Raw genomic sequence first — 24369 nt, 5'->3', positions numbered from 1 at the left:
GCAGGAACTCCTTATGGACAACGGCAGTCTGGTCACGTGGATACTTTCATTTGTTATGATTATAAACATATTGCTCTCTGCTGGTTTTTTATTTTTTGAGAGGAGAGATATTGGTTATACGTGGGCGTGGCTTATGGTTTTTTATTTCATTCCCATTTTGGGTTTTATTATTTATCTCTTTCTTGGTCGTAATTTAGCAAAAAAGAATTTCTTTGGCCTTTCAGCTGAAGAAAGTAAATATCTACAATCAACTGTAGATCATCAATTGGCTACATTAAAGGATCAACGCGAGAATCAGAACGCTTTGTTAACGAAATATGCTGATTTAATTCATATGAACCTTGTTTCATCGAATGCGCTAATGACAACAGATAACGAGATAGCTATTTTTAACGATGGTAAACAAAAGTTTGACTCTTTATTTAATGATATTAGAAATGCCAAAAAAGAGGTCAACATTCAATATTACATCATCCAGCCTGATGATTTAGGGACAAAATTAAGAGATGAATTAACTAAAAAAGCCAAAGAAGGCGTAAAAGTGAGGGTTCTCTATGACGAAATCGGCTCCAAGAGACTTTCTCTTAAGTTCTTTAAAGAACTACTTTCTGCTGGTGGAGAAGTAGAGGTATTCTTTCCATCACTGCTTAGACCGATAAATTTTCGGATGAATAATCGAAATCATAGAAAACTATGTATCATCGATGGGGAAATTGCTTATATTGGTGGATTTAATGTGGGAAATGAATACTTAGGGATAGATAAAAAGTTTGGATATTGGCGGGATACACATTTTAGAATGAAGGGTGGTTCCGTTAATCAAATTCAAGGCAGGTTTCTTCTGGATTGGAAACATGCCCGGAAACACGAGCAGGTAAGCTTCGATCAATTTTCCTTTACTACTGGAGGTCATGCCGGATCAAGTCCCGCTCAAATTGTGTCTAGTGGTCCTAACTCGCTAGTTGAGCATCTGAAAAATATGTATATTAAGCTGATCTTGAACGCCAAACGGAGTGTGTATATTCAGACGCCATACTTCATTCCAGATAGTAGTTTTATGGATGCATGTAAAATTGCACTCCTATCCGGTGTGGATGTACGGATTATGATTCCAAATAAGCCTGACCACCCTTTTGTTTACTGGGCAACTTGGGCGTATGCAGGTGAATTATTGAATTATGGAGCGAAAATTCTGTTATATGAAAATGGTTTCTTGCATGCTAAGACGATTGTGGTAGATGAAGAAGTAGCGTCCGTAGGGACAATGAATATTGATTCCCGGAGCTTTAGACTCAATTTCGAAGTTAATGCAATTGTTTATGATGAGCAAGTTGCTAAACAGCTTCAAGAATTGTTTCATGAAGATAGCCAGTTAAGTACAGAGCTTACCCCTGAGCGTTATAAAGAAAGGTCCCTTATAATCAAATTTAAAGAGGGGATTTCTCGTCTTTTTTCGTCCATCCTCTGAATACACAGACCCTATACTCCGTACAAAAGGCGAGCTGTGGACTTGTAAATTCACAGTTCGCCGCGGCACATGGATTCTACTATGCTTCACACGACACCCTGTTTTGATTTCATGCACTTAAGATTGTATGTGCGACCGTATACTTTTGCATATCTGACAATTCGGTCAATCATACGGGTGTCTTTCAGCTTAGTAAACGGGCACGGATCAGGAGCGGTATTCACTTCCAAGATCCATGGCTTGAGACGTTGATCTAAGGCAATATCTACACCGATTTCCTGAAGGCCGGGATAGACAGTGCTAAGTTGTCTGGCGGATTTCACTCCAATTTGCTTCAGGGATCGGATCAATATTGTACAATTCTCTGCGCTTGTGTAGGCTTTCAATAATTCCTCAACCGGATAAATCGTTCCTCCTTGACTCCCGTTTGTAACTACTTTGCGAGGATGCGCCACGCGTCCTGCAACCCCTGTCGCTTCCCACCCACCCTTAGAATTCCGCTGCACCATCACCCGGATATCGAATGGGCGGCCATCGTACACCAACAGCCTGATCCCCTTTTGAACTAAATAGGACTTCCCTTGGGCTTCTCGTAAGAGGGCCCGATATGCCGTGTCGTAATTAGAGAATTTGTGTACGTGGGTACCGGACTGATAGCTGTATTGTGCACGAGTAAGTTCAACCCGTATCACGCCCTGTCCTAAAGATCCGCAGCAAGGCTTAATGTACACCATCTTATATTTTTGTAGCATTTCATAGAGAGTGTTCTTATCCATTTTTCTTGTAAGCGGGACATGTTTATTTAACTCTTGATTTCTAACCAGCACCCTTGTCTTCGTCAGCTTATTGGATATACGGCTTATCTGCTTCATCATTTTGTCCCTCCGTCTCAAAAGATCCATAGGCTATATTACGGAAATACCTCAGCTTTTGATTGGGCAACCACCGAATTGTAGAACACACTGAAAGAATTCTACATATGATTATGGTAGGTATTTATCTATGGGCTGCAGCTTGCGGTCAACAGGAGGCGGCCATCATACTGCTCGACAAAGACAAATTGCAGGATAAGTTACTTGAAGTAATTGAGGCATTTCCCTGGTATAAGGGGCTGATCGGCGGCGAAAGAGCGAATTATAGCTTAGAGACGCTTCCGCTTATGACGTCGACAACGCTAGATACCTATTATTATAATCAACCTTTTGATCCTTCTTTGACCGTATATAGGACGTCGGGTACAAGCACTGGCCGTCGAAAAGCCATACTTTACTCTAAGGAAGACGATAAGCACTATATAGATATTAAAACGAAGCTGTACGGTGATCTTATTGCGGGAAGCGGATGTGTTAGCGCTTTGGCGGATATGGGTACTGGGCATGCGGCGAACACTGCGCTGTCCATTTTTGAACGGTTAGGATTGGAACATCATTCAATTCCCTTCGAATTGCCGATTGAGCAGCATATTGAACAGCTTCAAACCTTCAAGCCTGACTTACTCTACACAATGCCTTCCATCCTTGATCATATCGTACATGCTACTAGTGATCTGCGTGTTTTTGGAATCCGTAAGATTATTTTGGTTGGGGAAATCGCTTCATTAGGGTGGCAGCGGAATATGGCCCGTCTGTTCGGTCTTGAACCGCGCGACATCATTGATACGTATGGCTCTATTGAAATAGGCACGATTGCTTATTATTCACATGATCTTGGCAGGTATATTTTTGCTGATGGGATTTTTGCGGAAGGGGTCGGGGCGCAGGAGATTGGCGAAGAACTAAGTCCGCTTAGTAATGATGAAAGTGTTCTTGTTCTTACCTCCATGGTTCGCAAGATGCTGCCAGCTATTCGTTTCGTTACCTATGACGTTGTAAGGGACTTTAGGTCTGTGATGATAGATGGTGTGGAGAAGCAGAGTTTTAGTTCCATCGTCAAACGGGTGGGTCGGGAGCTGAAGCACGGGGAGAAAATAAGCCTGTACGATATCGAACAGGTCGTATACCGACATCTTGAAGATGCGATCATTCGGGTCAAAGTGAGGAAGAACGCGCTGACCGTTTATATCAAAAGTAAATCTGCGGATAACACCATTGTCCCGAAGATCAAAGAGGAAATTAGGGAATGCATTCCGGAAATCGGCATGATGATTCGAAACCATCTGCTGGATGATATTGAGGTCATTACAGTAGGCAAAGACGAGTCAATGGACAGCGGAAAGGTTAAGAACAAAAAGCTATATTACCAGAAAGATAAAGATCGCGCAGAGATGGACTTCACTGACGGTATTTTGTCGACTATCGGAAATACACCCTTAATCAAGCTGAAGAGCTTGTTCTATAAAAGTGAATTTGACGTCTATGCAAAAATGGAGCTGATGAACCCGGGGGGAAGCGCCAAAGATCGTCCTGCCCTGCGGATGATCCAAGAGGCATGGAAGGAAGGAACAATAGGCCCGGGAACCACCATCATTGAATCGAGCTCTGGTAATATGGCGATCAGCTTGGCCATGATTTGTAAGTATTTGGGGATGCGTTTTATCAGCGTTATTGATCCTAGAACCACGGAAACGAATCTGCAAATTCTGAAGGCGTTGGATGCCAAAATCGACTATGTCGCCAATCCCGATCCCGTAACAGGGGAGTTTCTTCCTGCTAGACTGAAACGTGTGCAGCAGTTGTTGGCGGAGATACCGAGCAGCTACTGGCCGAATCAGTATGCGAACGCAAATAATTATTTAGCCCACTACCATACGACAATGAAAGAAATCGTGACTGATCTTGAACGAGTGGATTATTTATTTTGCAGCGTTAGTACATGCGGAACCATACGGGGTCTTGCGGAATACGCAAGAGATCACGGACTTCGGACCAAGATCGTGGCTGTCGATGCAGAGGGAAGCGCGATTTTTGGCGGAAATAAGAGTACACGGCGCTTCCCAGGACTGGGTGCCGGCATCGTGCCACCTTTCTGCAGAACAGATATAATCGACCATATCGTGCATGTCTCGGATTCAGATATAGTAAAAGGTTGCCGGATGTTGGCGCAGAACGAATCCATCCTGGCTGGCGCATCCTCCGGGGGAGTCATTGCCGCCGTGAAGCAGATGGAGCCAGAATTGACTCCGGGAGCTGTCTGCGCAGTCATACTGCATGATAAGGGAGAGCGTTACCTCGATACCGTATATTCTGACTCATGGATTCAGAACCAATTCGGTCAGGAGCTGTTGGCTGAATGTGATGATCTCACTGAGATGTAAGAAACGATATGTTTCATAAGGAGATGACGGTATGCTGTACTTAAATGATCGAGATATACGGGCAGTAGGTGTTGATTGGCCTATTCTTGTGGAATCGGTAGAGACTGCTGTGGGTATCATCGATTCAGGTGATTATGTCCAGCCGATAAAGCCCTACCTAAGGTATAAGAGTCCACAAAACCGGATTATTGCAATGCCCGCTTACGTAGGGGGAGAGGTGAACGCGGCAGGGATAAAGTGGATTTCTAGCTTCCCAGATAATATTGAGGCTGATCTTCCTCGCGCGCATAGCATCATTGTATTGAATGAACCAAGTACAGGCCGGCCTTCAGCCGTCTTGAACTCTCCGCTTCCCAGTATCATTAGGACGGCTTCCATCAGCGGACTGATGATTCGTTTCTTTTTGCAGGCGCGTTCAGTGGAGCGGATTCATCTAGGCATTATCGGCTGGGGACCGATTGGGCAGGTTCATTGTCAAATGGTTATGGCTCTGTATGGGGATCAAGTCGAACATATCCGGATTTTCGATATCAAGGGAGTAGACTTATCAGGAATCTCATCTCTCTTTAGAGATAGGATAGAAGTGGCTAAGACGTGGGCGGACGTTTATCAGCATTCGAATATCTTTATTACTTGTACTGTATCCGAACATCGGTATATCGATCTGTATCCTGAAAAAGGTAGTCTTCTGTTGAATGTTTCACTGCGTGATTATAAGCCGGAGGCGTTAGCTTCGTTAAAAGCCATTATCGTCGACGATTGGGATGAAGTGTGCCGTGAGAATACGGATATTGAGCAGCTTCATTTGGAGCAAGGGCTCACTCGTGCTGACACCCAGATGATTACCGATGTTGTCTTGCGCCACAGCCTAGATGAATTCGGCGAAGATGAACCGATCTTCTTTTGCCCGATGGGGATGGCCGTCTTTGATATCGCTACAGCGGTGTATTACGTGAACAAGGCGAGAGAAAAGGGGATAGGGACCGAGCTGGAGTAAGGAGAGCAAGAATGAGAGCAATTCTGTCCATATAACAGCGATAACCCGCTTATTGAGCGGGTTTTTCATTATGTTATGCACTAGTATATTGGTTTCATATGGATATGTTTGCAACGTGGATTGCAGTCTATTGTGATTGGTTGATTAAAGCGGTATTGTTTATTTGGCGGTATATTAGTGGGAAATGGACAAAATTCCAAGCGATACAATAAAGACAACCCCGATGAAGAATACATCGGGGCTGTCTTGCAACTGATTAAAGGGTATAACCGAAGCCTAGTATAGTAAAACACTTATCCTGATCTTCGGGCACCATTTTGATTTCTATCTGATGCTCACTGCTAGCTTCGTTTTGATATAGAATTACCGGATTGCAATGTGTCCAGTTGTTCACGTGAGGATCAGCAGTAACTGCAAGGCTGCCGTCTACGAAGATATCCGCTTTGCCGAATTCGCTGCTGCCGGAATCCTTGTATACGAGGATGAGATTTTTACTCGTTATTGTCAGCTTGAAGCTTTCTTCTCCAGACGCTCTTGAATGCATCCAATTATGAGGGAATTCCGGAGTACCGTGAGAGTCAGCATCCATTTCTACCCGCTGCAAATCGGTATCGATCCCCGAAAATCCGCCTACTTCGATCTTACCTGCGTCAATATAGTTTTTTCGATCCAGCAGGAGGGTTCCTGTAAAATCATTCCCGATAACTGGTCGTTGATCCAATAAGATCTCATCTTCATTCATTAGTGATTTATGGGTTTCGGTGAATAAATAAGCGAGACAATCAGCCATTACCCGGTGCCCCTCATTTGTCGGATGATAGATATCATAGAAAAATTGCCGTTTAGAGATGATGTTGCCTTCAGCTTTACTCAGGCGGAACTGCTCGGATACGGCATCTTTTACACTAACCATAGGAAGATTATAATGGCGGCCAATGGGGGAGAGCCGATCCTGCAGGTTCCAGTCATTCATAAACACACTGAACAGAAGGATTACGGCTGGCTGATGATCGGCGGAAAGTATTTTTAAGCATAAGCTTTCAAAACAATTGCCTTTCGTTTCATCCCCTTCGTCGTTTACCGCAAATTCCACTACCACGATATCTGGTGTTACGGAACCGTCTCTAAGAATATCTCTTTCATAGCGGATGACGCCAAGCTCGGAGGGTGTTCCGCCGACCCCAGCCTTCACAAAATGGATGTTCTCGCCACCATTTGTGCCGAATAAGTCTTTAAATCTTAAATACGACTGATAGGCATAACATTCCGTGTGTATCGGCTTAGCACCGGCTCCTTGAGTAATGGAACCTCCAATATAAGCGATCGTGACTTCCTCGCCCTTTATAGCCTTATTCATGGCAGCTTTTAATCTTTTATTATTGCCAGCGTGCAGCAAGGATTGTGTAATGATCTTTTGGTACTCATTCGATTCAAAAGCAACTGGTGGTTCAAGGATTAGCTCTGGAACAGAATAACCGTCATGCAAATAAAAAATAACACTCGCAATCGCCAGTTCGCCTGCGTGATTAAATTCAAAAGCAAATTTTCCGAGCACATCATCTTCTTCAGAACCCGGATTATCTGCTAACTTCAAAATAACCTCTGAACCATCGGCGGGGCAGGGTACACGTAAATAACTGCCGGTTTCATATTTACTAGTTTTGCCCCAGTGCTGCAATAAAAAAGTGACTGGATCTTCCTGCGCGTTAGTCCTTCTCACGGATACTCCAATACTGTGGACTAATTTGCGAAATCCTGCACTGCTCCCCAGAAGCTCCAGAATTGCTTTATCTGTGACGCCGCCTATAAATCTGGTCTTATCGATCAGATAGCTGCCTTCCAGATAAACTTCTTGTGAAGGTTTTCCTTCAGGTCTTGCTGTTGCTTCAATTGCTGTTTCATACAGCACAAAAAAGCCGTTTCTACGATCAGCCGGGTCCTTTGGAGCTTTCGGACCTTCAATCTGTTCGCCTGCAATGAGTTCGTTATTCTTTTCCATATGGATCATCCTCGCTTTATAAGGTTCTCTTGTTATGGATGCGCTTGCAAAGAAATGATTCTGTTACAAGGGAATACCTGTTAACAGTAACACCAATTATCTAGATTGTTCAACCAATAAACAAAGTTTCATTTAATAATAACAAAAACTTGCTAGTTTACACATGGAAGTTGAAATCGCTTACTTATATAATGTGCCTAGTCATACGAAAATAGGATGCTTAAGGGGAGAATAATCATGCCTACGCAGGAATTAATCCTTGTGAAGCAGGGCAAAGCTGCTAAGATTTACGTGGATCCCAAAGGGAAGGATTATGCCGGTTTGCGCCGCGTGGCTCAGTCTTTTGCAGCAGATGTTAAACAGGTAACAGAGGTTGAACCTGAAATACATGCACAATTGAAGGCATTGGATGGAACCGTTATAATCGCTGGATCGATCGGCAGTAATGAGCTTATTGATCGTTTAATTGCGAAGGGGACAGTGGATGTGTCCGCCATCCAAGGGAAAAGGGAATGTTATAAAATTCAGGTAGTTGAAGAACCGACAGCAGGAGTGGACAAGGCGCTCGTCATTGTGGGAAGCGATAAACGCGGGACGATGTACGGGATTTATTCTATCTCTGAAAAAATTGGCGTTAGTCCGTGGAAATATTGGGCAGATGTTATACCAGAGAAAAAAGCAGATTTGATCTTACCTGATAGCCAGCTACATAGGATTTCCAAAGAACCTTCGGTTAAATACAGAGGGATTTTTTTGAATGACGACTGGCCGTCCTTGGGCTCTTGGGTAACTCAAAGATTTGGTGATTTTAATGAAGATTTCTATGACAAGGTGTTTGAACTAATTCTTCGATTAAAGGGGAATTATTTATGGCCAGCGATGTGGAGTGCCGAATTCAGCCTTAACGGTAAAAGCAATCCAATCGCCAACGCCCAGCATGCACAGGAATACGGCATTATAATGGGAACCTCCCATCATGAACCTTTATTTCGGGCAGGCAGTGAATGGCAGAAGGTATACAACCAATATGGAACAAGTAACTTATGGGATTTTGCCCGAAACAAACAAGCTATTACGGATTTCTGGGAAGATGGGATCAAACGGAATCAGGACTTTGACAATTTAATCACACTAGGGATGAGGGGAGAAAGTGATTCTGCGCTGGAGGGCTCCGACCAGGAGAATATTGACCTGCTGAAGGATATCATCCTTACGCAAAAAGAATTATTAAAGAAATATAATCTTGAGCACTCGCCCCAAATTCTAGCCGTATACAAGGAAGTGGAGAAGTATTGGTATGGCACTGCTGAGGTTGAAGGCTTGAAGGACTGGGAAGTCCTGAATGATGTTTCGATCCTGCTGGCAGATGATAACTATGGCAATCTCCGCAAAATCCCAACGGAACACGAACGCGATCGAAGTGCAGGGTGGGGGATGTACTATCATTTTGACTATCATGGGGGTCCACATTCCTATGAATGGTTAAACACGATTCCGCTGGAGAAGGTTTGGGAGCAAATGTGTATGGCATTCGACTATGGCATTCGTGATGTATGGATTGTGAACGTCGGGGACTTGAAGCCTATGGAATTGCCTATTTCCTACTTTATGGAATTGGCCTATGATTTTGAAGCTTGGGGTACCGGAGCGATTAACCGGACTGAGGAATATACAAAACGATGGGTAGAGCAGCAGTTCGGATATGCACTGGAACATGAGACATGCCTGGGCATCGCGCAATTGCTGAGTGAGTATACCCGAATGAACGGCCGCCGCAAGCCGGAGATTATTTATCCGTCAACCTTCAGTCCTATCCATTACAATGAGGCACAGAGAGTGCTGAAGCAGGCGATTAAGATGGAGAATGCCGCTGACCAACACCATGCTCTTATTCCTGAATCATTAAAAGATGCGTACTACCAGCTTGTATATTTCCCTGCTGCTGCATCAGCCAATGTGCTCAAAATGCAAATATATGCTCGGCTTAACGAGCTATATACTGGACGAGGCAGTATATTAGCCAATACCTACGCTACCCTGACTCATGAAGCCATCGATAGGGATAAACACCTGGAGCAGGTTTATAATAGCGGAATTACAGAAGGAAAATGGCAAGGAATGATGAGTTCCCCTCATGTCGGGTATGTTCACTGGAATGCAGAGGGGTGGAAATATCCAGAGGTGAGCACGTTGATTCCCGCTAAAGGCTCTATATTGATTGTTGATGTTGAAGGTACGGAGCAAGCGTATGTTGCGGGGACGGCAAAGCTTCCGGTATTTACAAATCTGCAAAAAGAAAACTATTGCATTACTATCAGCAACGGTGGAGAAGCGGGCTTTGAATATCAGGCAAGAAGTAATGTAGCTTGGATCAAGCTTGAGAAAACATCGGGTTGGATCAAGGCTGGGGAGAGCTTACATGTTTCTGTAGATTGGGAAAAGGTTCGCGAGACATCGACGGGTGAAATTACGATCTCTGGTGCCGGAGGCACCGTTAAGGTTAGTGTAGCTGTGAACTTCACTGACATTCAGGATGTGCCAGCGATGACCTTTATCGAGACGCATAATACAGTGTCCATTGAAGCGGAGCATACCTCAAGTCGTGTTGCACAATCAGGGGTGGAATGGAAGACCATTGCTAACTATGGGCGTTCTTTATCCTCGGTTAAAATGTTTCCGGATACGGTATCTTTTGAACAGCCGGAGAATGCGCCTTATCTGGAATATCAGGTTTTAGTACAGCAGAATGCAGATTACAGCTTAACCGCGTATATTGCTCCGACAAACAACCTGTCACAGTTCAGTGGATTAAAATATGCGGTAGGCTTCGATGCACAGACGCCAGTGATTACTGATGCTTTACCTACGGATTTTGCGGGCGGCAATCATGATAATGAACCGTGGTGCCGCGCGGTTATAGATAATATTCATACCGTGACCACAAGTCATGCGTTAACGAAGGGTATCCATACCCTCCGCTTTTACGGATTGGATGCGGGCCTGGTCCTGCAAAAGCTTGTGTTGTCCGCTGCGGAGCTGCCGTATTCCTATTTGGGCCCAGAGGAGAGCTTCTATACTAGGGGGGCGCACTAATTCATAGTTAGAGCTAATTGAAGGGTTGAATCCCCGAATGGTTCAGGGTCCTCCGTTATTTCAAGGCAGATGACGGAGGATAACCCTTGATATTTTTGAAAACATTACTGAAGTAGGCGACATCTTGATAACCACAGTGCGCTGCTACTTCGGACACATTGAAGCCACCTGCGGACAGAATCATCTCGGCATTGCTCACCCGTACTTTGTTTATAAATTCTTTATAGGTGGAACCAGTGTTTTGCTTGAACAGCTTGCCAAGATATACAGGATTTAAGGCAACAAAATCAGCTAGTTCCTTGATCGTAACTTCCTCCGAATAATGATCCATAATATAGGTCATTACTTTTTGGATTCTCAGATCGATCAGAGGTGTCTCTTGATGGTGGGTTATGCTTAACAGGCGATACACGATCAGTTGAAAAATGGCTCTGGCCTTCATTTTATAAAAAGGCTGTTTGCCCATCCATACATGCGAGAAATCTTTGATGTCCGCTAGGATCTCTTTAGTTCTCCAGTTTTTGGTTACGGTCTCAAAAGGGAGCTGCACATGATTGTCCTCCCCCTCCCAGAAGAAATTAAACGCAAAAGAACGCATGGGTGCCTCCTTAAAGGTCTGCGCTTCCCGAATACTTCCGGAAGGTGCATAGAGCATATCACCAGCTTCAACCGTAAATTTCTCCCCATTAATAAAATAGTTCGATTTCCCTTCCACAATGAAGGTAAGGTCATGGAAATCAATTTTGCTCCTCGTTATCTCCCAATCCGGGAAGGATCTGCGGTCGACAAACAAAAAAACGTTCGGAACTAGATTCTCATATTTGCCAATGTCCATTTCAGCCATTGCTCCTTCCATATAACTAGAGCCGTACGAATACCGATTGGTATATTATACCGAAATGAAACCTATTACGAAAAGACTCTTTTAATCATCGGGAATGCCGTACGCCATGCATAATGAAATCCTTGAATTGTCGGTCTGTTGCCCGGTCTTCCTCCGTAACCACACCGCTCCGCTGATGCGTAATAATAACGGCTTTTTGTAAATACATGAAATACAGGTGGGTGGACTTCTGCAGAATGTTCAGCCACTTATTTTTTTCCTCCGGATCCACTGCTATTGTGTCAAGCAGTATAAGTCGCGAATACCAGCCTTCCATAGCCTTCTTAAAGTCAGGCAGTTCTGCAGGATTCTTAGAAAGCGTGCTGTAGTAAACTCCAAAAATGGCATCATAGTAGATCAGTGATTCCTGATGATCTCTTAAAGCCAAATATTTATCCAGAATGTTCTCCAGTGATTGTACCGGCTGTTCAAAATCAAAATCAAACAGCAGCTGTCCAAACATCCGCTCTAGGTTAAGGACATAGATTTGAGCGGCTAATTCTTCTTTGTCCTTATAATGATGATACAAAGTGCGCCGGGAGACCCCGGCTTGTTCTGCAATTTGAGCCATATCCGTGCGCTCAATACCTTGAGCACAGAACAAGCTGAGTGCTGTATCCTTAATGATCTCCCTCGTCATTTGCATCTGCTTTTCACGCAAATTCATTAATTTTCTCTCCTGCCTTGTGCGAGTATTTCGCTAATTCTGTGCTATTTCTGAGCTGGCTTCGACGTCATGAGGAACTTGCTCCCAACTGAATAGGGTTTCTGATGGTTGACTGCATCACCTAGCCATTTCAGAAGCTTCACACCATCTTGTTCAGCCTGAAAGAAGGTCTCTCTGGTTGCAAAAGTGTGCGGGGTTGTACCCGTCTTAGCATTTAGCCCATAGTCGGTCAGATAGTAATAATAATTAGGTAAAGTGGCAGCTAAAGAAGATACAGATTGCCGCATTTCCTGTGACCATTCATTAATAATGCGTTGATCTCTGGGCCCCTTGTAATCGTTGATGTTGTTCTGAAAGTGGATCAGAATCTCGTCAAATACCGAGTAGGATTGCAATATTACCGTATTCGCAGGCAGTAGATGACCGTTCGATTTAAATGCTGCCCCGATGATATCCGCTTCAGGGGTATACCCAAAATTCTTAACGAAGTCTGCCTGCCATTCCTTATTCACAACATTTGGCCACTTGTCTGATTTCAGGAAGGAACTGTCTGAATATTGGAAGATCTCGGAGTCTTTGTAATGAGAGGCGATCTCCGGAGCCCAGAAGGCGGACCCGAATCCACCAGCACTTTCACCTGCAATTAGCAGTTTGCCGGGCTTTTCCACGTTGGCATATATCCAATCAAGGCTGTTTCGCACATTATTGCTGCCGTTATAACGCATTGTAAAGGTACTGCCGTCCTCTTTTTTATATTCAGCCGTACGGTTACCGATATGGAAATCACCCGTCGAATAGGGAAGGTAGACCACATTCCATCCATGAAAAGGATTGGCAGGGTTATCCGTATCCATCATGCCTCTCAGCAATGTCAGCATATAGAAGGGGATGTTCTGGAAATAGTTGCCCGTATCTCCACCTTTAATGAAGTTCATTAGCTTGATTGGGTGCGCGGCGCTTTGGGCATCCCAACTGGCCCCTCCCCCGGAAAAAAAGATAATCCAGTTATTAGTCTCTCCCTTTTTATTCCAGATAAAATACTCTGATCCATCACTTGAAATGACATTTCCGTCCAGCTTGACTTTATTCCACTCATAAGGCTTCACTTCCGTGATTACGGGGGTGGCGGTGGCCGGTCTCTTGATCACAAAAGCGCTAATCGCAAGAATAGCAATCAAAGCAAGGCTCAATAATCCAATGCATGTGAATATCGTAATTTTCCCCATTCTTCTCATATACATCTCTCCCTTAATTTGAGTATACGCTACGTTAACTCATTGCGCAATGTGTATACTTAAATTCAAAATAAACAATCATAATTGAAAAACGGGGTGTCCTCGCAGCCTTTTAAATATGGCTACAGGGACACCCCGATTTTGTATGTTACTTCATTTAATTAGATTCTACACTTCGATTTCAAATGTTCTAATTTCGTAAGGTTCAAGTACAAAGGTAATGACAGGTTCAGTGTGAACCTCACCTTCAGGACGTTCCATTAGATTACACTCTTGCCACGAAATAATGTTCAAGTCGCTCGTCATATCAATCTGCTGGCGGCTTCCGGAATAGTCGTGAACACGTACAACTAATTTTTGACCATCTTCAGATTTCTTAAAGGCAGATACCATAACCGTATTCGTAGAAAGACGAATCATGGACTTTGTTTCTACTTCAGCTTGCCCCATGGTGCTCCGCAGTGGATTGTTGATGGACCAGGCTTGACGGACGGTATCACCTTGTAACCAATCCCCAGTATGAGGCAGGATAGAGTAGGTGAATGAATGTTCGCCTTGATCCGCATCAGGGTCAGGGTGTGTTGCCGATTTGATTAGGGATAGACGCATCACATTATCCTTGATGTCGTAGCCATATTTGCAGTCATTCAGCAAGCTAACGCCATAACCACGATCTGATAAATCTGCCCACTGATGACCCACAGTCTCGAATCTAGCGTAATCCCAGCTAGTGTTCCAGTGTGTTGGACGCTTAACATTACCGAACTGGATATCATAAGTGGCTTCGGTAGCTCGTATCGCAACAGGGAAGGCTACTTTCATTAGCTGTTTTTTCTCATGCCAGTCTACGTTCGTCACGAAGTCGATACGACGATGCCCAGCGTGTAAGATCATTTGCTGTTTAATCGTGGAATCCATATAGCTCCATGTGAATTGCACAATACAACGCAATGAACCATTTTCTATGACTTCAATGCTAGTGCAGTCGATTACTTCGCGCATTTTTTGCTGATAGTAGATGTCAATGTCCCAGGCTTCATGTGCTAATGGTTTATCCTCAAACACTTGGAACACATTACCGTGACTTCCATTAGCTAATACTTGACGCTGTTCGCGTTTATCATAGATGGATGACAATTGACCTTGCTCGTTCCACGCTATTTCAAGGTGAGGCGTTGAAATTCCTGATTCATTCAGCTTGAATGGAGTACTTAGTGGCTCAGAATTCACATCTGCCACGAAGGAGATGGTGGTGTATCCGAGAGAAGGAATGTCGGACACTTCAATGATCCAACGGTCACCTTCACGTTGAGCCTGTAATGGTTTACCTTCTGTGTTTATCCAATGTCCTGTTTCCATGCCGGGCTCTATAGTAATTTCTACGAGCTCAGTTAATTCCCAAGAAGCATTGTTCCAGATGGTATATTTACCGGCTTCACTTCCGTTCACTAGTAGGTTCGTAGATTGTTCCCATACAGATTGACCAATGGCTTCGGCTTGAGCATATTCAATCGTACTGTCTTCGTACACTTCACGAATTGAAGAACCAGGAATAATATCATGGAATTGGTTACGCAAAATAATTCTCCAACCCTCGTCTAAATCGGTCTGACGATAGTTCGACCAATCTTCAGACACCACACTTTGCAGTGCGTTTAGCCATTCCGCCTCGCGGTATAGCAGTTCAAGCTTGCGGTTCATCCGCTTATTGTAGGCTTGGCTAGTGTACGTGCCACGGTGATATTCTAAGTAAAGCTCACCATCCCATACATGGACATAACGATCTGTATTAGCAACGGTTTCTTGCAGATTACGGAAGTAATCTCCTGCTGTTCCTGTTTCAATCTTCGGTAGTCCTGGGAGATCGTTGAGTCTGCGGCGCATCTCTAGCATTTCGCGGTTAACCCCGCCGCCGCCATCACCATATCCGTATGAAAGTAATAAATTGCGATTCACTTCTTTATCCCGGTACGTATCCCAAATTCCTTTTACAGTCTTAGGAATGATGCGACCATTATAGGTGTAGAACCAAGAATCTTCTTCAGACCAAGGCTCTGGTGTTGTAATGAAGTGTGTTAATACTTCAGTGCCATCAATACCACGCCATTGGAAGGTATCATGTGGCATGCGGTTGTATTGATTCCAGCTAATTTTCGTGGTCATAAACGTATTAATTCCTGATTTTTTTAGAATTTGTGGCAAGGACCAGCTGTAGCCAAATACGTCCGGCAGCCATAAATAATCACATTCAACACCAAATTCATTACGCAAGAAGCGAGTACCATATAGCAATTGACGGACAAGAGACTCACCTGAGGTCAAGTTACAATCTGCCTCGAGCCACATGCCACCGCCAGCTTCCCAGCGTCCTTCAGCAACACGTTCACGAATCTTCTCGTAGATTTCTGGATAATCGTTTTTGATGTATTCATAAAGCTGAGGTTGAGTCTGTAAAAAAGTATAGTCAGGGAACATTTCCATCAGACGGAGTACGGTCGAGAAGGAACGCGCACATTTCTCACGGGTATGCTTCAATTGCCATAACCAAGCTACATCAATATGGGTATGACCAATACAGGTAACAGTAACTGGCGAAGACTTTTCCATTTTATTAATTTCATCACGCAAATAATTACGAGCTTCCTCAATCGAAGCGTAGAAGACCTCTGAACCTGGACGAGACCAGTCAATCAGAAGAAACGAGCGGTCTACTGTACTTAGCAGCTGTGTATATTCTGGTGTTTTTGAATCGAGTACGTTCAGCGTCTCAACTACAGCAAGTGCAGTAAAGTAGAAATCATCCGTTGCATCGTCCAGCCAACAAATTTCTGCCATACGAATGCCATGTGTTTGATCTTTTTTAGGACCGCCACCTTCTAGTCCCGACCATAAACGGAAAGTAAGTGGAAGCTGCGTACCTACCGTTTCATCCGGCAAGAACACTTCTGTATGATTGGAATCTACACCTTGATAGGGTTTACCATTGTAAAAGAATAAAGATTCAAAGCCGGAGTTGTTTCCGGCACCTGTCTCGCCAAAATCAAATCGACCCAGTACCCTGCGTCCTGCCCAAGAGGCGGGTACGTCTATCTGTGTCGTTAGCCATAAATACAAATCGCGGCCTTTCCAGGTATCGCCAACTTGTAGCTTAGACCATTCTCCATCCACGGGTGGTTCCGCTGCAATTTCACCTTGTTCGTCAATCATAGAATTGAAAAAAGGAATGTGTATTCGATCCCGGTAACGATATTCGGAAATCTCGTTTAGTTGGGAGTTGAGTTTACGTTTGGTTAGAAACATGAGTAATAGCCCTCCATTATCTTGATGGGGGACGAGGATTATAAGACTTATAGGGTGATTACAGGTTTGTTTGGGGGTAGAAACCAACTATAGACGATTTTTAGCGAGATGTAAACTCATGATAAAGAAAAAAGTTGCAAGGAGGAAAGATTTACATCTAAAAATGAATGCGCTCCCATTGCACAAAAAGAAAGGTGGTGTTAAGCTTCTAATCCTAAAGGCTAGATTTTGAAGGAAGGTGAATTTGTTGAATATAAAGAAATTTTATCAAAATCATTTACGAAAAAAACTGTTTAATAAAATTTTAGCTATATATTCATCCATCATCATTATTACGCTCATTGCCTCTTCCATTACCGTTTATAAATACTATGAACAGACGATCACGCGTCAACATGTTGATGCTAATCGAGAGGTACTGGATTACGTGAGTTTATATATGAATCAGCAGTACGAAGGGATTCAATTGGCCATCCAGCAAATTTATAGTGATGCTTCTGTAAGTGAGGATTTGTCCTACTTTTTGCAACATGATTATGGAGATTATCTTAAATATCGTTTAGATCAGTTTGCTGAAATTGGGAGCTTCGTACCCCATACATTCGATACTTACTTCAAAACGTATTTGAATCAGAAAAGTGGTATCTCTGACGTTATCTTATACAGCACTGAGAAAGAATTTTATTATTTATATAAAAATAATACACGACAGCTCTACAAAAGAGATATAGATATTTCGGAACAAAAATCACCCATACCCAAGAATGGTTGGGTTTCGCATGAAAAAAAATTATTACTTAAGGAAATAAGGGAAGACAATAACAATTTGTATACGATGACTAGGGAGCTTAAAGATCCGATTTCATTGAAAACGATCGGTATGCTCATTATAGATTTTGATGCTGAACTTATTTCAAAATGGCTTGGTACGAAAGGTACAGAGAATAATGGTCAAGTGTTGGTTCTAACACCAAGCGGTGACGTCATATATGATTCCTTAGGAAGGTATATGGGACAGCAGTATCCGCATATCGCTGGTCTTTATTCAGACAACTGGACTGCACTGGATGGATTATCCAAAGTTAACTTAAATACAACGAATAGCTCAGGTCTTATTGTGGCAGGAATCATTCAGAAGTCGCAGGTCAATAAAGAAATGGTGGTAGTACGAAATTGGATTATCGGGATTACGGCAGCACTAATTGTTGCGGCAATGTCCATTACATACGGAATAATTTTACGTTTCTCTAAAAAAGTGAAGATCATTGTCAAATCTATGAAGCGCTTACAGGAAGGCGACTTAAGCACGCGCATTCATCTTAACCGGGAGGATGAATTGCAGCTTATTGCCAACAATTTTAACTATATGTGTGAAAGACTAGAGCTGTATATTAATAAAGTTTACATTTCAGAAATTACGCAAAAAAATGCAGAACTCGTTGCTCTTCAATCGCAGATTAATCCGCATTTTTTATATAATACGCTTGAAGCTATAAGGATGCGGGCTATTTCGCAAGGTGCGAAGGATGTAGGTCAGATGATTTACATTTTATCTACGTTATTCCGAACGATGATTAAGAAAAGTATGGTTGTTACCATCGCTGATGAGATTGAATATTGCAATCTATATCTTGAGCTGTTTCAAATTAGGCATAAAGATAAGCTTCAAATCGAGTCGCGAATAAGTCCAGTGGCTATGAATTGTTCTATCGTTAAACTGCTGATTCAGCCGGTCATTGAAAATTATATTGTTCACGGATTCAGGCCCGAACGCTCCGATAACCTAATCCGCATTGAAGTAACTGAATCAGACGGTAGCATTCAAATTGCTATCAGAGATAACGGAAATGGGATTATTCCCAGCAAGCTAACGGAACTTCAAAAAACACTTCAAGTCAGTATGCGAATGGATGCACCACCTTCCTCGCTTGGACTATGTAATGTGAATGAGCGAATTAAGCTTTATTATGGGATTGAATATGGATTATCGATTGCTAGTGAGATCGGTGTAGGAACAACAGTCATCATGAATATACCAGTGGTAAGGGAGAGTATTAAATAATGCACAACATACTTATTGTGGATGATGAACCTCTTATTCTTGAAGGATTACGTTCAGTGATCGAATGGGAAGATTATGGACTAAGAATCGCAGGGCAAGCGAGTAATGGGGAAGAAGCTTTAGAATTTTTGCGTAGTCATAACGAAGCCATTGACATATTAATTACAGATATTACGATGCCAAAGCTGACGGGACTTGAACTCATTCAACAAATTAAGTCTTTTGATTCAAAAATGAGATTTATTATCTTAAGCGGCTATGAACAATTTGAGTATTTAAAAGCTGGAATGAGTCTAGGCATTGAAAATTATATTCTTAAACCCATTAACATAAAAGAATTGGAATCAACCATTGAGCAAATTGTTGAGGTCCTTAATCAAGAGGATGTTGAACAATTTCATGCGAAGGAGGATCAGCAAGTTTTACGTAACAATATTTTAAATCGTTGGGTCACTGGAAATATAGATCGACAGGAGCTATTGCATCGTTCAAAAGTCTTAAATATTTCTCTGGACTGTTCATGTTTTACGGTGGCTGCGATTCGGCTTATTACGGAACATGAAGAGGATGAGGGTCAACTGCACCCTAATCAACTTATGGAAGAATGTTATCGTATCGCTGTGCAGTCCGTAGCAGAGCGCGGAACAGTTATTGTATTTATAGATATGGAAGGTGATCTTGTTCTTATTGTTGCGGAGTCGACTGAAGATGAGAACAAAGAAGAAATGTATTGCATGCTGCAACAAGTGCAATGTGAGATTATGCATGAATTAGGAAAGTCTGTCTGGATTACGATAGGAAGTAAGGAATATACTTTTCAAGAAGTACCACAAAGTTATAAAAAAGCTAAAAGTTTATATGTGGATCATCTGATGCTGCCGGGCTACCCGATTATAGATGTGGACCAACTATCGAAGATGGTGTTACACGAGGAAAAGCTCGAAATTGATTATGAAGCATTTACTAAACTATTATTATCTGGAGAGCGTGAGGCGGCAAATCAATTTATCGCAGAAACATTCCAAAAGCTGTTCGGATGTGGCGTGATTACACGCATTGATAATTACAACGTAGCGATTGAATTAATGTTGATCGCTAAGAATATGGAGAAAAACTGTAATTTCAGTGCTGTGTTTAATCCTTTGCTACGCATCCATACCATTGAGCAGTTGCTTCATCATGTGCAGGAAAGTGTGAATGAAACGCTGGACCAATTATCGCTAGTGAGTGATGAGCTCAGTCCGAATATGAGATATATGGTGGATCAAGTGAGCAAACATTATAGAGAAGAACTATCTCTGAAGACGCTCAGTCAGCGAATGAATATGCATCCTACTTACTTGGGACAGCTATTTCAGAAGGAGATGGGGCGAAGCTTCTCTGATTATGTGAACCAATTCCGAATTGAAAAAGCAAGACAACTGCTGCTTCAAACTACGTTATTAACCAATGAAATAGCAGCTGAAGTAGGGTATCTAGATCCAGCGTATTTTTATCGCCAGTTCAAAAAATCAGCAGGCATATCTCCAACAGAACTTCGAAATATGTATAAAAAAGAAAAGGCGTAGGATTTAGGAAATGTTCCCGGGTATCACGTTCAAGTGGAGGGTTCACGAACGTTGGTCACGAGAATGTTTCCTTTTTTTTGTTCAAATCTTAAGGGATTTCAAGCCTCACGGAGGTCATTTTTTCTTGCGATCTTTAATTTTTACATATCATTCTGGAGTTTTTCAACTTTATGAAACCGCTTTTATAGCGCAGAATTAAAGATAGTTAAAGGGGCAAGGAAATAAGATCGAAAGGGTATTACGGGGATTGTTTGGGGATAGAGAAGGGGGATGTGGAATAGTGTCTGCATTTTTCAAAAGCTTAAATAAGGATAAAGTACTGTGGTTTATGGTATTACCAGGGACAATATGGTTCCTAATCTTTTGTTACTTACCGATGTTCGGAACCATTATTGCATTTAAGGATTTCAAGATTCATCGGGACGGATTCTTTGCAAGCGTTTTAAATAGTAAATGGGTTGGCCTTGAAAATTTTAACTTTTTGTTCTCGACAGAGGACGCCTATATTATTACAAGAAATACGATACTGTATAACGTGGCGTTGATCTCTCTCGGTTTAGTTCTTGCGGTGGGCATTGCAATCACCTTGAACGAACTTGTGAACAAACGGATGGCCAAAGTTTATCAAACGGCGATGTTTATGCCTTATTTTCTTTCTTGGGTTATTATTAGTTTCTTTACATTCAGCTTCCTAAGTGTAGATAAAGGAATCTTGAATCAAGTGATTGTTTACTTCGGAGGCGATCCTGTTTCTTGGTATGGGGATACTCGCTTTTGGCCATATATCCTAATTTTCATGGGAATTTGGAAATCAATTGGTTATTCAAGTGTTGTTTACTTAGCGGCTATAGCGGGTATCGACAAGTCCTACTATGAAGCGGCAATGATTGATGGGGCCAGCAAATGGCAGCAAATTAAGTTTATTACACTTCCTTTGCTTAAACCTTTAATGGTAACGCTAACTATTCTAGCGATTGGTGGTATTTTTAGATCTGACTTCGGTCTATTCTATCAAATACCTCGGGATTCCGGTGTTCTATACTCCGTAACGAATGTTATCGATACTTATATCTATCGAAGCATGAGTACGACAGGAAACCTAGGGATGAGTACAGCAGCGGGTCTATATCAATCGATCGTTGGATTTATCATGGTAATTGTAACGAATTCTATTGTGAAAAAGATCAGCAAAGAAAACGCGATATTCTAGAAAGGAGTCAATTGACGTTATGGAAGTATTCAAACGTAAGCCGAAAGAAGTCGACAACAACGCCATTACTCCTTTTTGGAATGTGGTACTCAATATTGTGATTGGAGTTTTCGCCTTTACCTGTGTGTTTCCGTTCTTGTTTGTCATAGCCATTTCTTTTACAGATGAGAAAGTACTCGCTTTAAATGGATTTAGCTTAATTCCAGAAAAATTTAGTATGGCGGCGTATCAGTTTATTTTTAACACAGGTGATCAGTTATTTCGTTCCTTTGGAGTTACCTTACTTGTTACTGTACTAGGTACGCTCATTAGCTTATTTCTAATTACAACTTACGCCTATGTTCTTTCTCGAAGATCATTTCGCTATCGTAATTTTTTCAGCTTCTTCGCCTTCTTCACGATGTTATTCTCAGGCGGAATGGTTCCAAACTATATTGTGGCCACACAGTTTTTACATTTGTACAACACGATATGGGCTTTAATATTGCCAATAGCGATGAATGCCTTTTTCATCCTAGTGATGCGCACCTTCTTCCAGACTTCAGTGCCTGATGCACTCATTGAGGCAGCCAAAATCGACGGTTCAGGGGAGTTTCGGACATTCCTGCAAATTGTACTTCCGATCTCATTACCGGGGATTGCAACCATTGGATTGTTCTGTACGCTGGGCTATTGGAATGATTGGTTTAATGCGCTGCTGTATATAGATGATGCGACTCTTGTACCGCTCCAAGCGATGCTGATGCGAATTCAGAATAATATGGAGTTTGTTATCCAGAACAGCATGCAGATGGGATCAAGCTTTGAGATTGCTGCGACATTGCCGACAGAAACCGTTCGTATGGCGATGGTTGTACTGGCGACCTTGCCTATAGCACTAGCGTATCCCTTCTTCCAAAAGTATTTTGTAAAAGGCTTAACTGTGGGCTCTTTAAAAGAGTAACACTACTAAGATGTATTTATTCGAATCGCTAGAACAGGAGTCGATATAAATAAAGAGTTAATTAAACTAAAGGGGGAAAATAGAAATGAAAGTGAAAAAAAGTTTAACGCTCGCTCTTGCTGGAACAATGCTTTTCTCTGGCCTTCTTGCTGGATGTGGTTCGAATAATAATACAAATGCTGCTAAAGAAACAAACAATTCAGCGGCAGCAGGGAGTACATCGGAATTAAAGCCATATGAGCTGAAGATGTATTTAATTGGTGGACCTCAAAAGGATTTGGATCTTGTATTAAAAGAAGTTAATAAATATACCCAAGAAAAAATTAATGCGACGTTGAACATTACGATGTTCGATTGGGGTGATTACGATAAGAAGATGCAAGTCATTACCGCTTCTGGTGAGCCTTATGACATTGCCTTTACCTCTTCTTGGACAAATGATTTCCGCCGTAATGCAGCTAACGGTACCTTCTTGGGTCTGAACGATCTGCTAGATAAGTATGGAAAGGAAACGAAAGAAGTTTTGGACCCACGTTTCTTAGAAGGAACTAAGATTAAAGGTGAGATCTATGGTGTTCCTGTAAATAAGGAGCTTGGACAGCAATGGGTATGGCGCTTCAATAAGAAATATGTTGATAAATACAACATGGACATTTCCAACATTCGTACATTGGATGATCTAGAGCCACTACTTAAAACGATTAAAGAGAATGAGCCTGCGGATATTACACCGCTAGCTGTTCCTAAAGGCTTTAAACCATTCATGCCATTTGACTATGTACTAGGTGATGAGTTACCTATCGGGGTCTATATGGATTCCACAGATGGCAAGGTTGTTAATATTCTGGAGACACCTGAACTTTCAACATCGTTAGATACGATGCGCAGACTTTACACAGCAGGTTACTTACGCCCAGACGTTGCAACACTTGAAGGTATTGATAACATTAAGACAGGTAAATGGTTTGCCGATCGCGAAATTACACAGCCTTATGCAGAAAAAGGTTGGTCTCGTTCAGCAGGTTATGAAATTGTAACTTCGCCTATGCATGAGCCTTATGTGTATACACAGTCCGCTGCAGGTTCGATGCATGCTATTTCCGTAACCTCAGGTGATCCTGAACGGGCTATGATGTTCTTGAATCTTTTGAATACAGATAAGTACTTACGCAATTTACTCAACTATGGTATCGAAGGCACTCATTATAAGAAAATTTCCGAGAATGTCATTGAAGATCTGCCAGCTATGCAAGATAGCTATGCAATGCCAGGCTTCACGCTTGGAAATATGTTACTGACTTATCTGCATGCTGATGACCCTGCTGATAAATGGGATGCTTTCAAGAAGTTTAATGATTCGTCAAAAGAAGCCCCTACCTTCGGTTTTGCATTTGATCCTACACCTGTAAAAACAGAAGTAGCGGCCATCAACAACGTAACTAAAGAATTTATGCCAGCGCTATACACAGGTTCTGTTGATCCTAAAACATATCTGCCAAAAGCAACCAAGAAATTTAAAGAAGCTGGACTGGAAAAAGTCATTGCTGAAGTTCAAAAGCAACTTGATGAGTGGAACCAGACAAAGAAATAAGCTTTGAACGTAACAAAACGCCTACGATTAATCTAAAGGTAACGCAAATAGGATTAGTGGAGACGGGCAGCTATGCTGCCCGTCTCTCTATCTATACTCA

15 protein-coding genes are annotated in these 24369 nt (G+C 42.4%); 9 read left to right on the top strand and 6 right to left on the bottom strand.

Annotated elements, in window-relative coordinates; translation table 11 throughout:
• Positions 1-13: 13 nt before the first annotated feature.
• Positions 14-1468, top strand: a complete 1455-nt coding sequence (gene cls / locus MKX35_RS23590; protein WP_076298493.1) for a cardiolipin synthase — start codon at positions 14-16, stop codon at positions 1466-1468.
• An 86-nt stretch (positions 1469-1554) separates the two neighbouring features.
• Here cls and MKX35_RS23585 read toward each other — a convergent pair whose 3' ends face one another.
• The gene (locus MKX35_RS23585; RefSeq protein ID WP_081382736.1) at positions 1555-2343 is read right to left on the bottom strand and encodes a YheC/YheD family protein; all 789 of its coding nucleotides are present in this window, start codon (positions 2341-2343) and stop codon (positions 1555-1557) included.
• A 104-nt stretch (positions 2344-2447) separates the two neighbouring features.
• Between MKX35_RS23585 and sbnA the strand changes: the two genes are divergently transcribed.
• Together sbnA and MKX35_RS23575 are read left to right on the top strand one after the other, a co-directional pair.
• On the top strand, positions 2448-4721 hold the full coding sequence (sbnA, locus tag MKX35_RS23580; RefSeq protein WP_305953470.1) for a 2,3-diaminopropionate biosynthesis protein SbnA: 2274 nt from the start codon (positions 2448-2450) through the stop codon (positions 4719-4721).
• Positions 4722-4752: 31 nt separating this feature from the next.
• The gene (locus tag MKX35_RS23575) at positions 4753-5718 is read left to right on the top strand and encodes a 2,3-diaminopropionate biosynthesis protein SbnB (RefSeq protein WP_076298492.1); all 966 of its coding nucleotides are present in this window, start codon (positions 4753-4755) and stop codon (positions 5716-5718) included.
• 256 nt (positions 5719-5974) lie between these two features.
• Here MKX35_RS23575 and MKX35_RS23570 read toward each other — a convergent pair whose 3' ends face one another.
• Positions 5975-7717: an SGNH/GDSL hydrolase family protein gene (locus MKX35_RS23570; protein ID WP_076298491.1), complete on the bottom strand. Its 1743-nt coding sequence runs from the start codon at positions 7715-7717 to the stop codon at positions 5975-5977.
• Between the two features lie 237 nt (positions 7718-7954).
• Here MKX35_RS23570 and MKX35_RS23565 point away from each other — a divergent pair, with 237 nt between their 5' ends.
• Positions 7955-10810 (top strand): glycosyl hydrolase 115 family protein, encoded by a 2856-nt coding sequence (locus MKX35_RS23565; protein WP_076298490.1) that lies wholly within the window; start codon positions 7955-7957, stop codon positions 10808-10810.
• Between the two features lie 55 nt (positions 10811-10865).
• On the opposite strand, the gene MKX35_RS23560 is transcribed toward MKX35_RS23565, so the two are convergent.
• From MKX35_RS23560 to MKX35_RS23545, 4 genes are all read right to left on the bottom strand, one after another.
• Positions 10866-11645: a helix-turn-helix domain-containing protein gene (locus MKX35_RS23560; protein WP_076298489.1), complete on the bottom strand. Its 780-nt coding sequence runs from the start codon at positions 11643-11645 to the stop codon at positions 10866-10868.
• Positions 11646-11739: 94 nt separating this feature from the next.
• Positions 11740-12360 (bottom strand): TetR/AcrR family transcriptional regulator, encoded by a 621-nt coding sequence (locus tag MKX35_RS23555; RefSeq protein ID WP_076298488.1) that lies wholly within the window; start codon positions 12358-12360, stop codon positions 11740-11742.
• Positions 12361-12404: 44 nt separating this feature from the next.
• On the bottom strand, positions 12405-13595 hold the full coding sequence (locus tag MKX35_RS23550; protein WP_179086650.1) for a pectin acetylesterase-family hydrolase: 1191 nt from the start codon (positions 13593-13595) through the stop codon (positions 12405-12407).
• Positions 13596-13763: 168 nt separating this feature from the next.
• Positions 13764-16895, bottom strand: coding sequence for an alpha-mannosidase (locus MKX35_RS23545; RefSeq protein ID WP_076298486.1), 3132 nt, complete (start codon positions 16893-16895; stop codon positions 13764-13766).
• A 247-nt stretch (positions 16896-17142) separates the two neighbouring features.
• Between MKX35_RS23545 and MKX35_RS23540 the strand changes: the two genes are divergently transcribed.
• From MKX35_RS23540 to MKX35_RS23520, 5 genes are all read left to right on the top strand, one after another.
• Complete coding sequence (locus MKX35_RS23540) at positions 17143-18957, top strand: sensor histidine kinase (RefSeq protein ID WP_081382735.1); 1815 nt, start codon at positions 17143-17145, stop codon at positions 18955-18957.
• Complete coding sequence (locus MKX35_RS23535; protein WP_076298484.1) at positions 18957-20525, top strand: response regulator transcription factor; 1569 nt, start codon at positions 18957-18959, stop codon at positions 20523-20525. Before MKX35_RS23540 ends, MKX35_RS23535 begins: the two co-directional genes overlap by 1 nt.
• A gap of 328 nt (positions 20526-20853) precedes the next feature.
• Complete coding sequence (locus tag MKX35_RS23530; RefSeq protein ID WP_042193664.1) at positions 20854-21735, top strand: ABC transporter permease; 882 nt, start codon at positions 20854-20856, stop codon at positions 21733-21735.
• A 19-nt stretch (positions 21736-21754) separates the two neighbouring features.
• Positions 21755-22678, top strand: a complete 924-nt coding sequence (locus MKX35_RS23525) for a carbohydrate ABC transporter permease (RefSeq protein WP_076298483.1) — start codon at positions 21755-21757, stop codon at positions 22676-22678.
• Positions 22679-22763: 85 nt separating this feature from the next.
• The gene (locus MKX35_RS23520; protein ID WP_076298482.1) at positions 22764-24269 is read left to right on the top strand and encodes an ABC transporter substrate-binding protein; all 1506 of its coding nucleotides are present in this window, start codon (positions 22764-22766) and stop codon (positions 24267-24269) included.
• Positions 24270-24369: the final 100 nt, after the last annotated feature.

Source organism: Paenibacillus sp. FSL R5-0923, from assembly GCF_038009145.1.
In the GTDB taxonomy this organism is placed as follows: Bacteria; Bacillota; Bacilli; order Paenibacillales; family Paenibacillaceae; genus Paenibacillus_AQ.
Note: the sequence above shows the minus strand (reverse complement) of the source record. Positions and strands in the feature narration are given on the sequence as shown.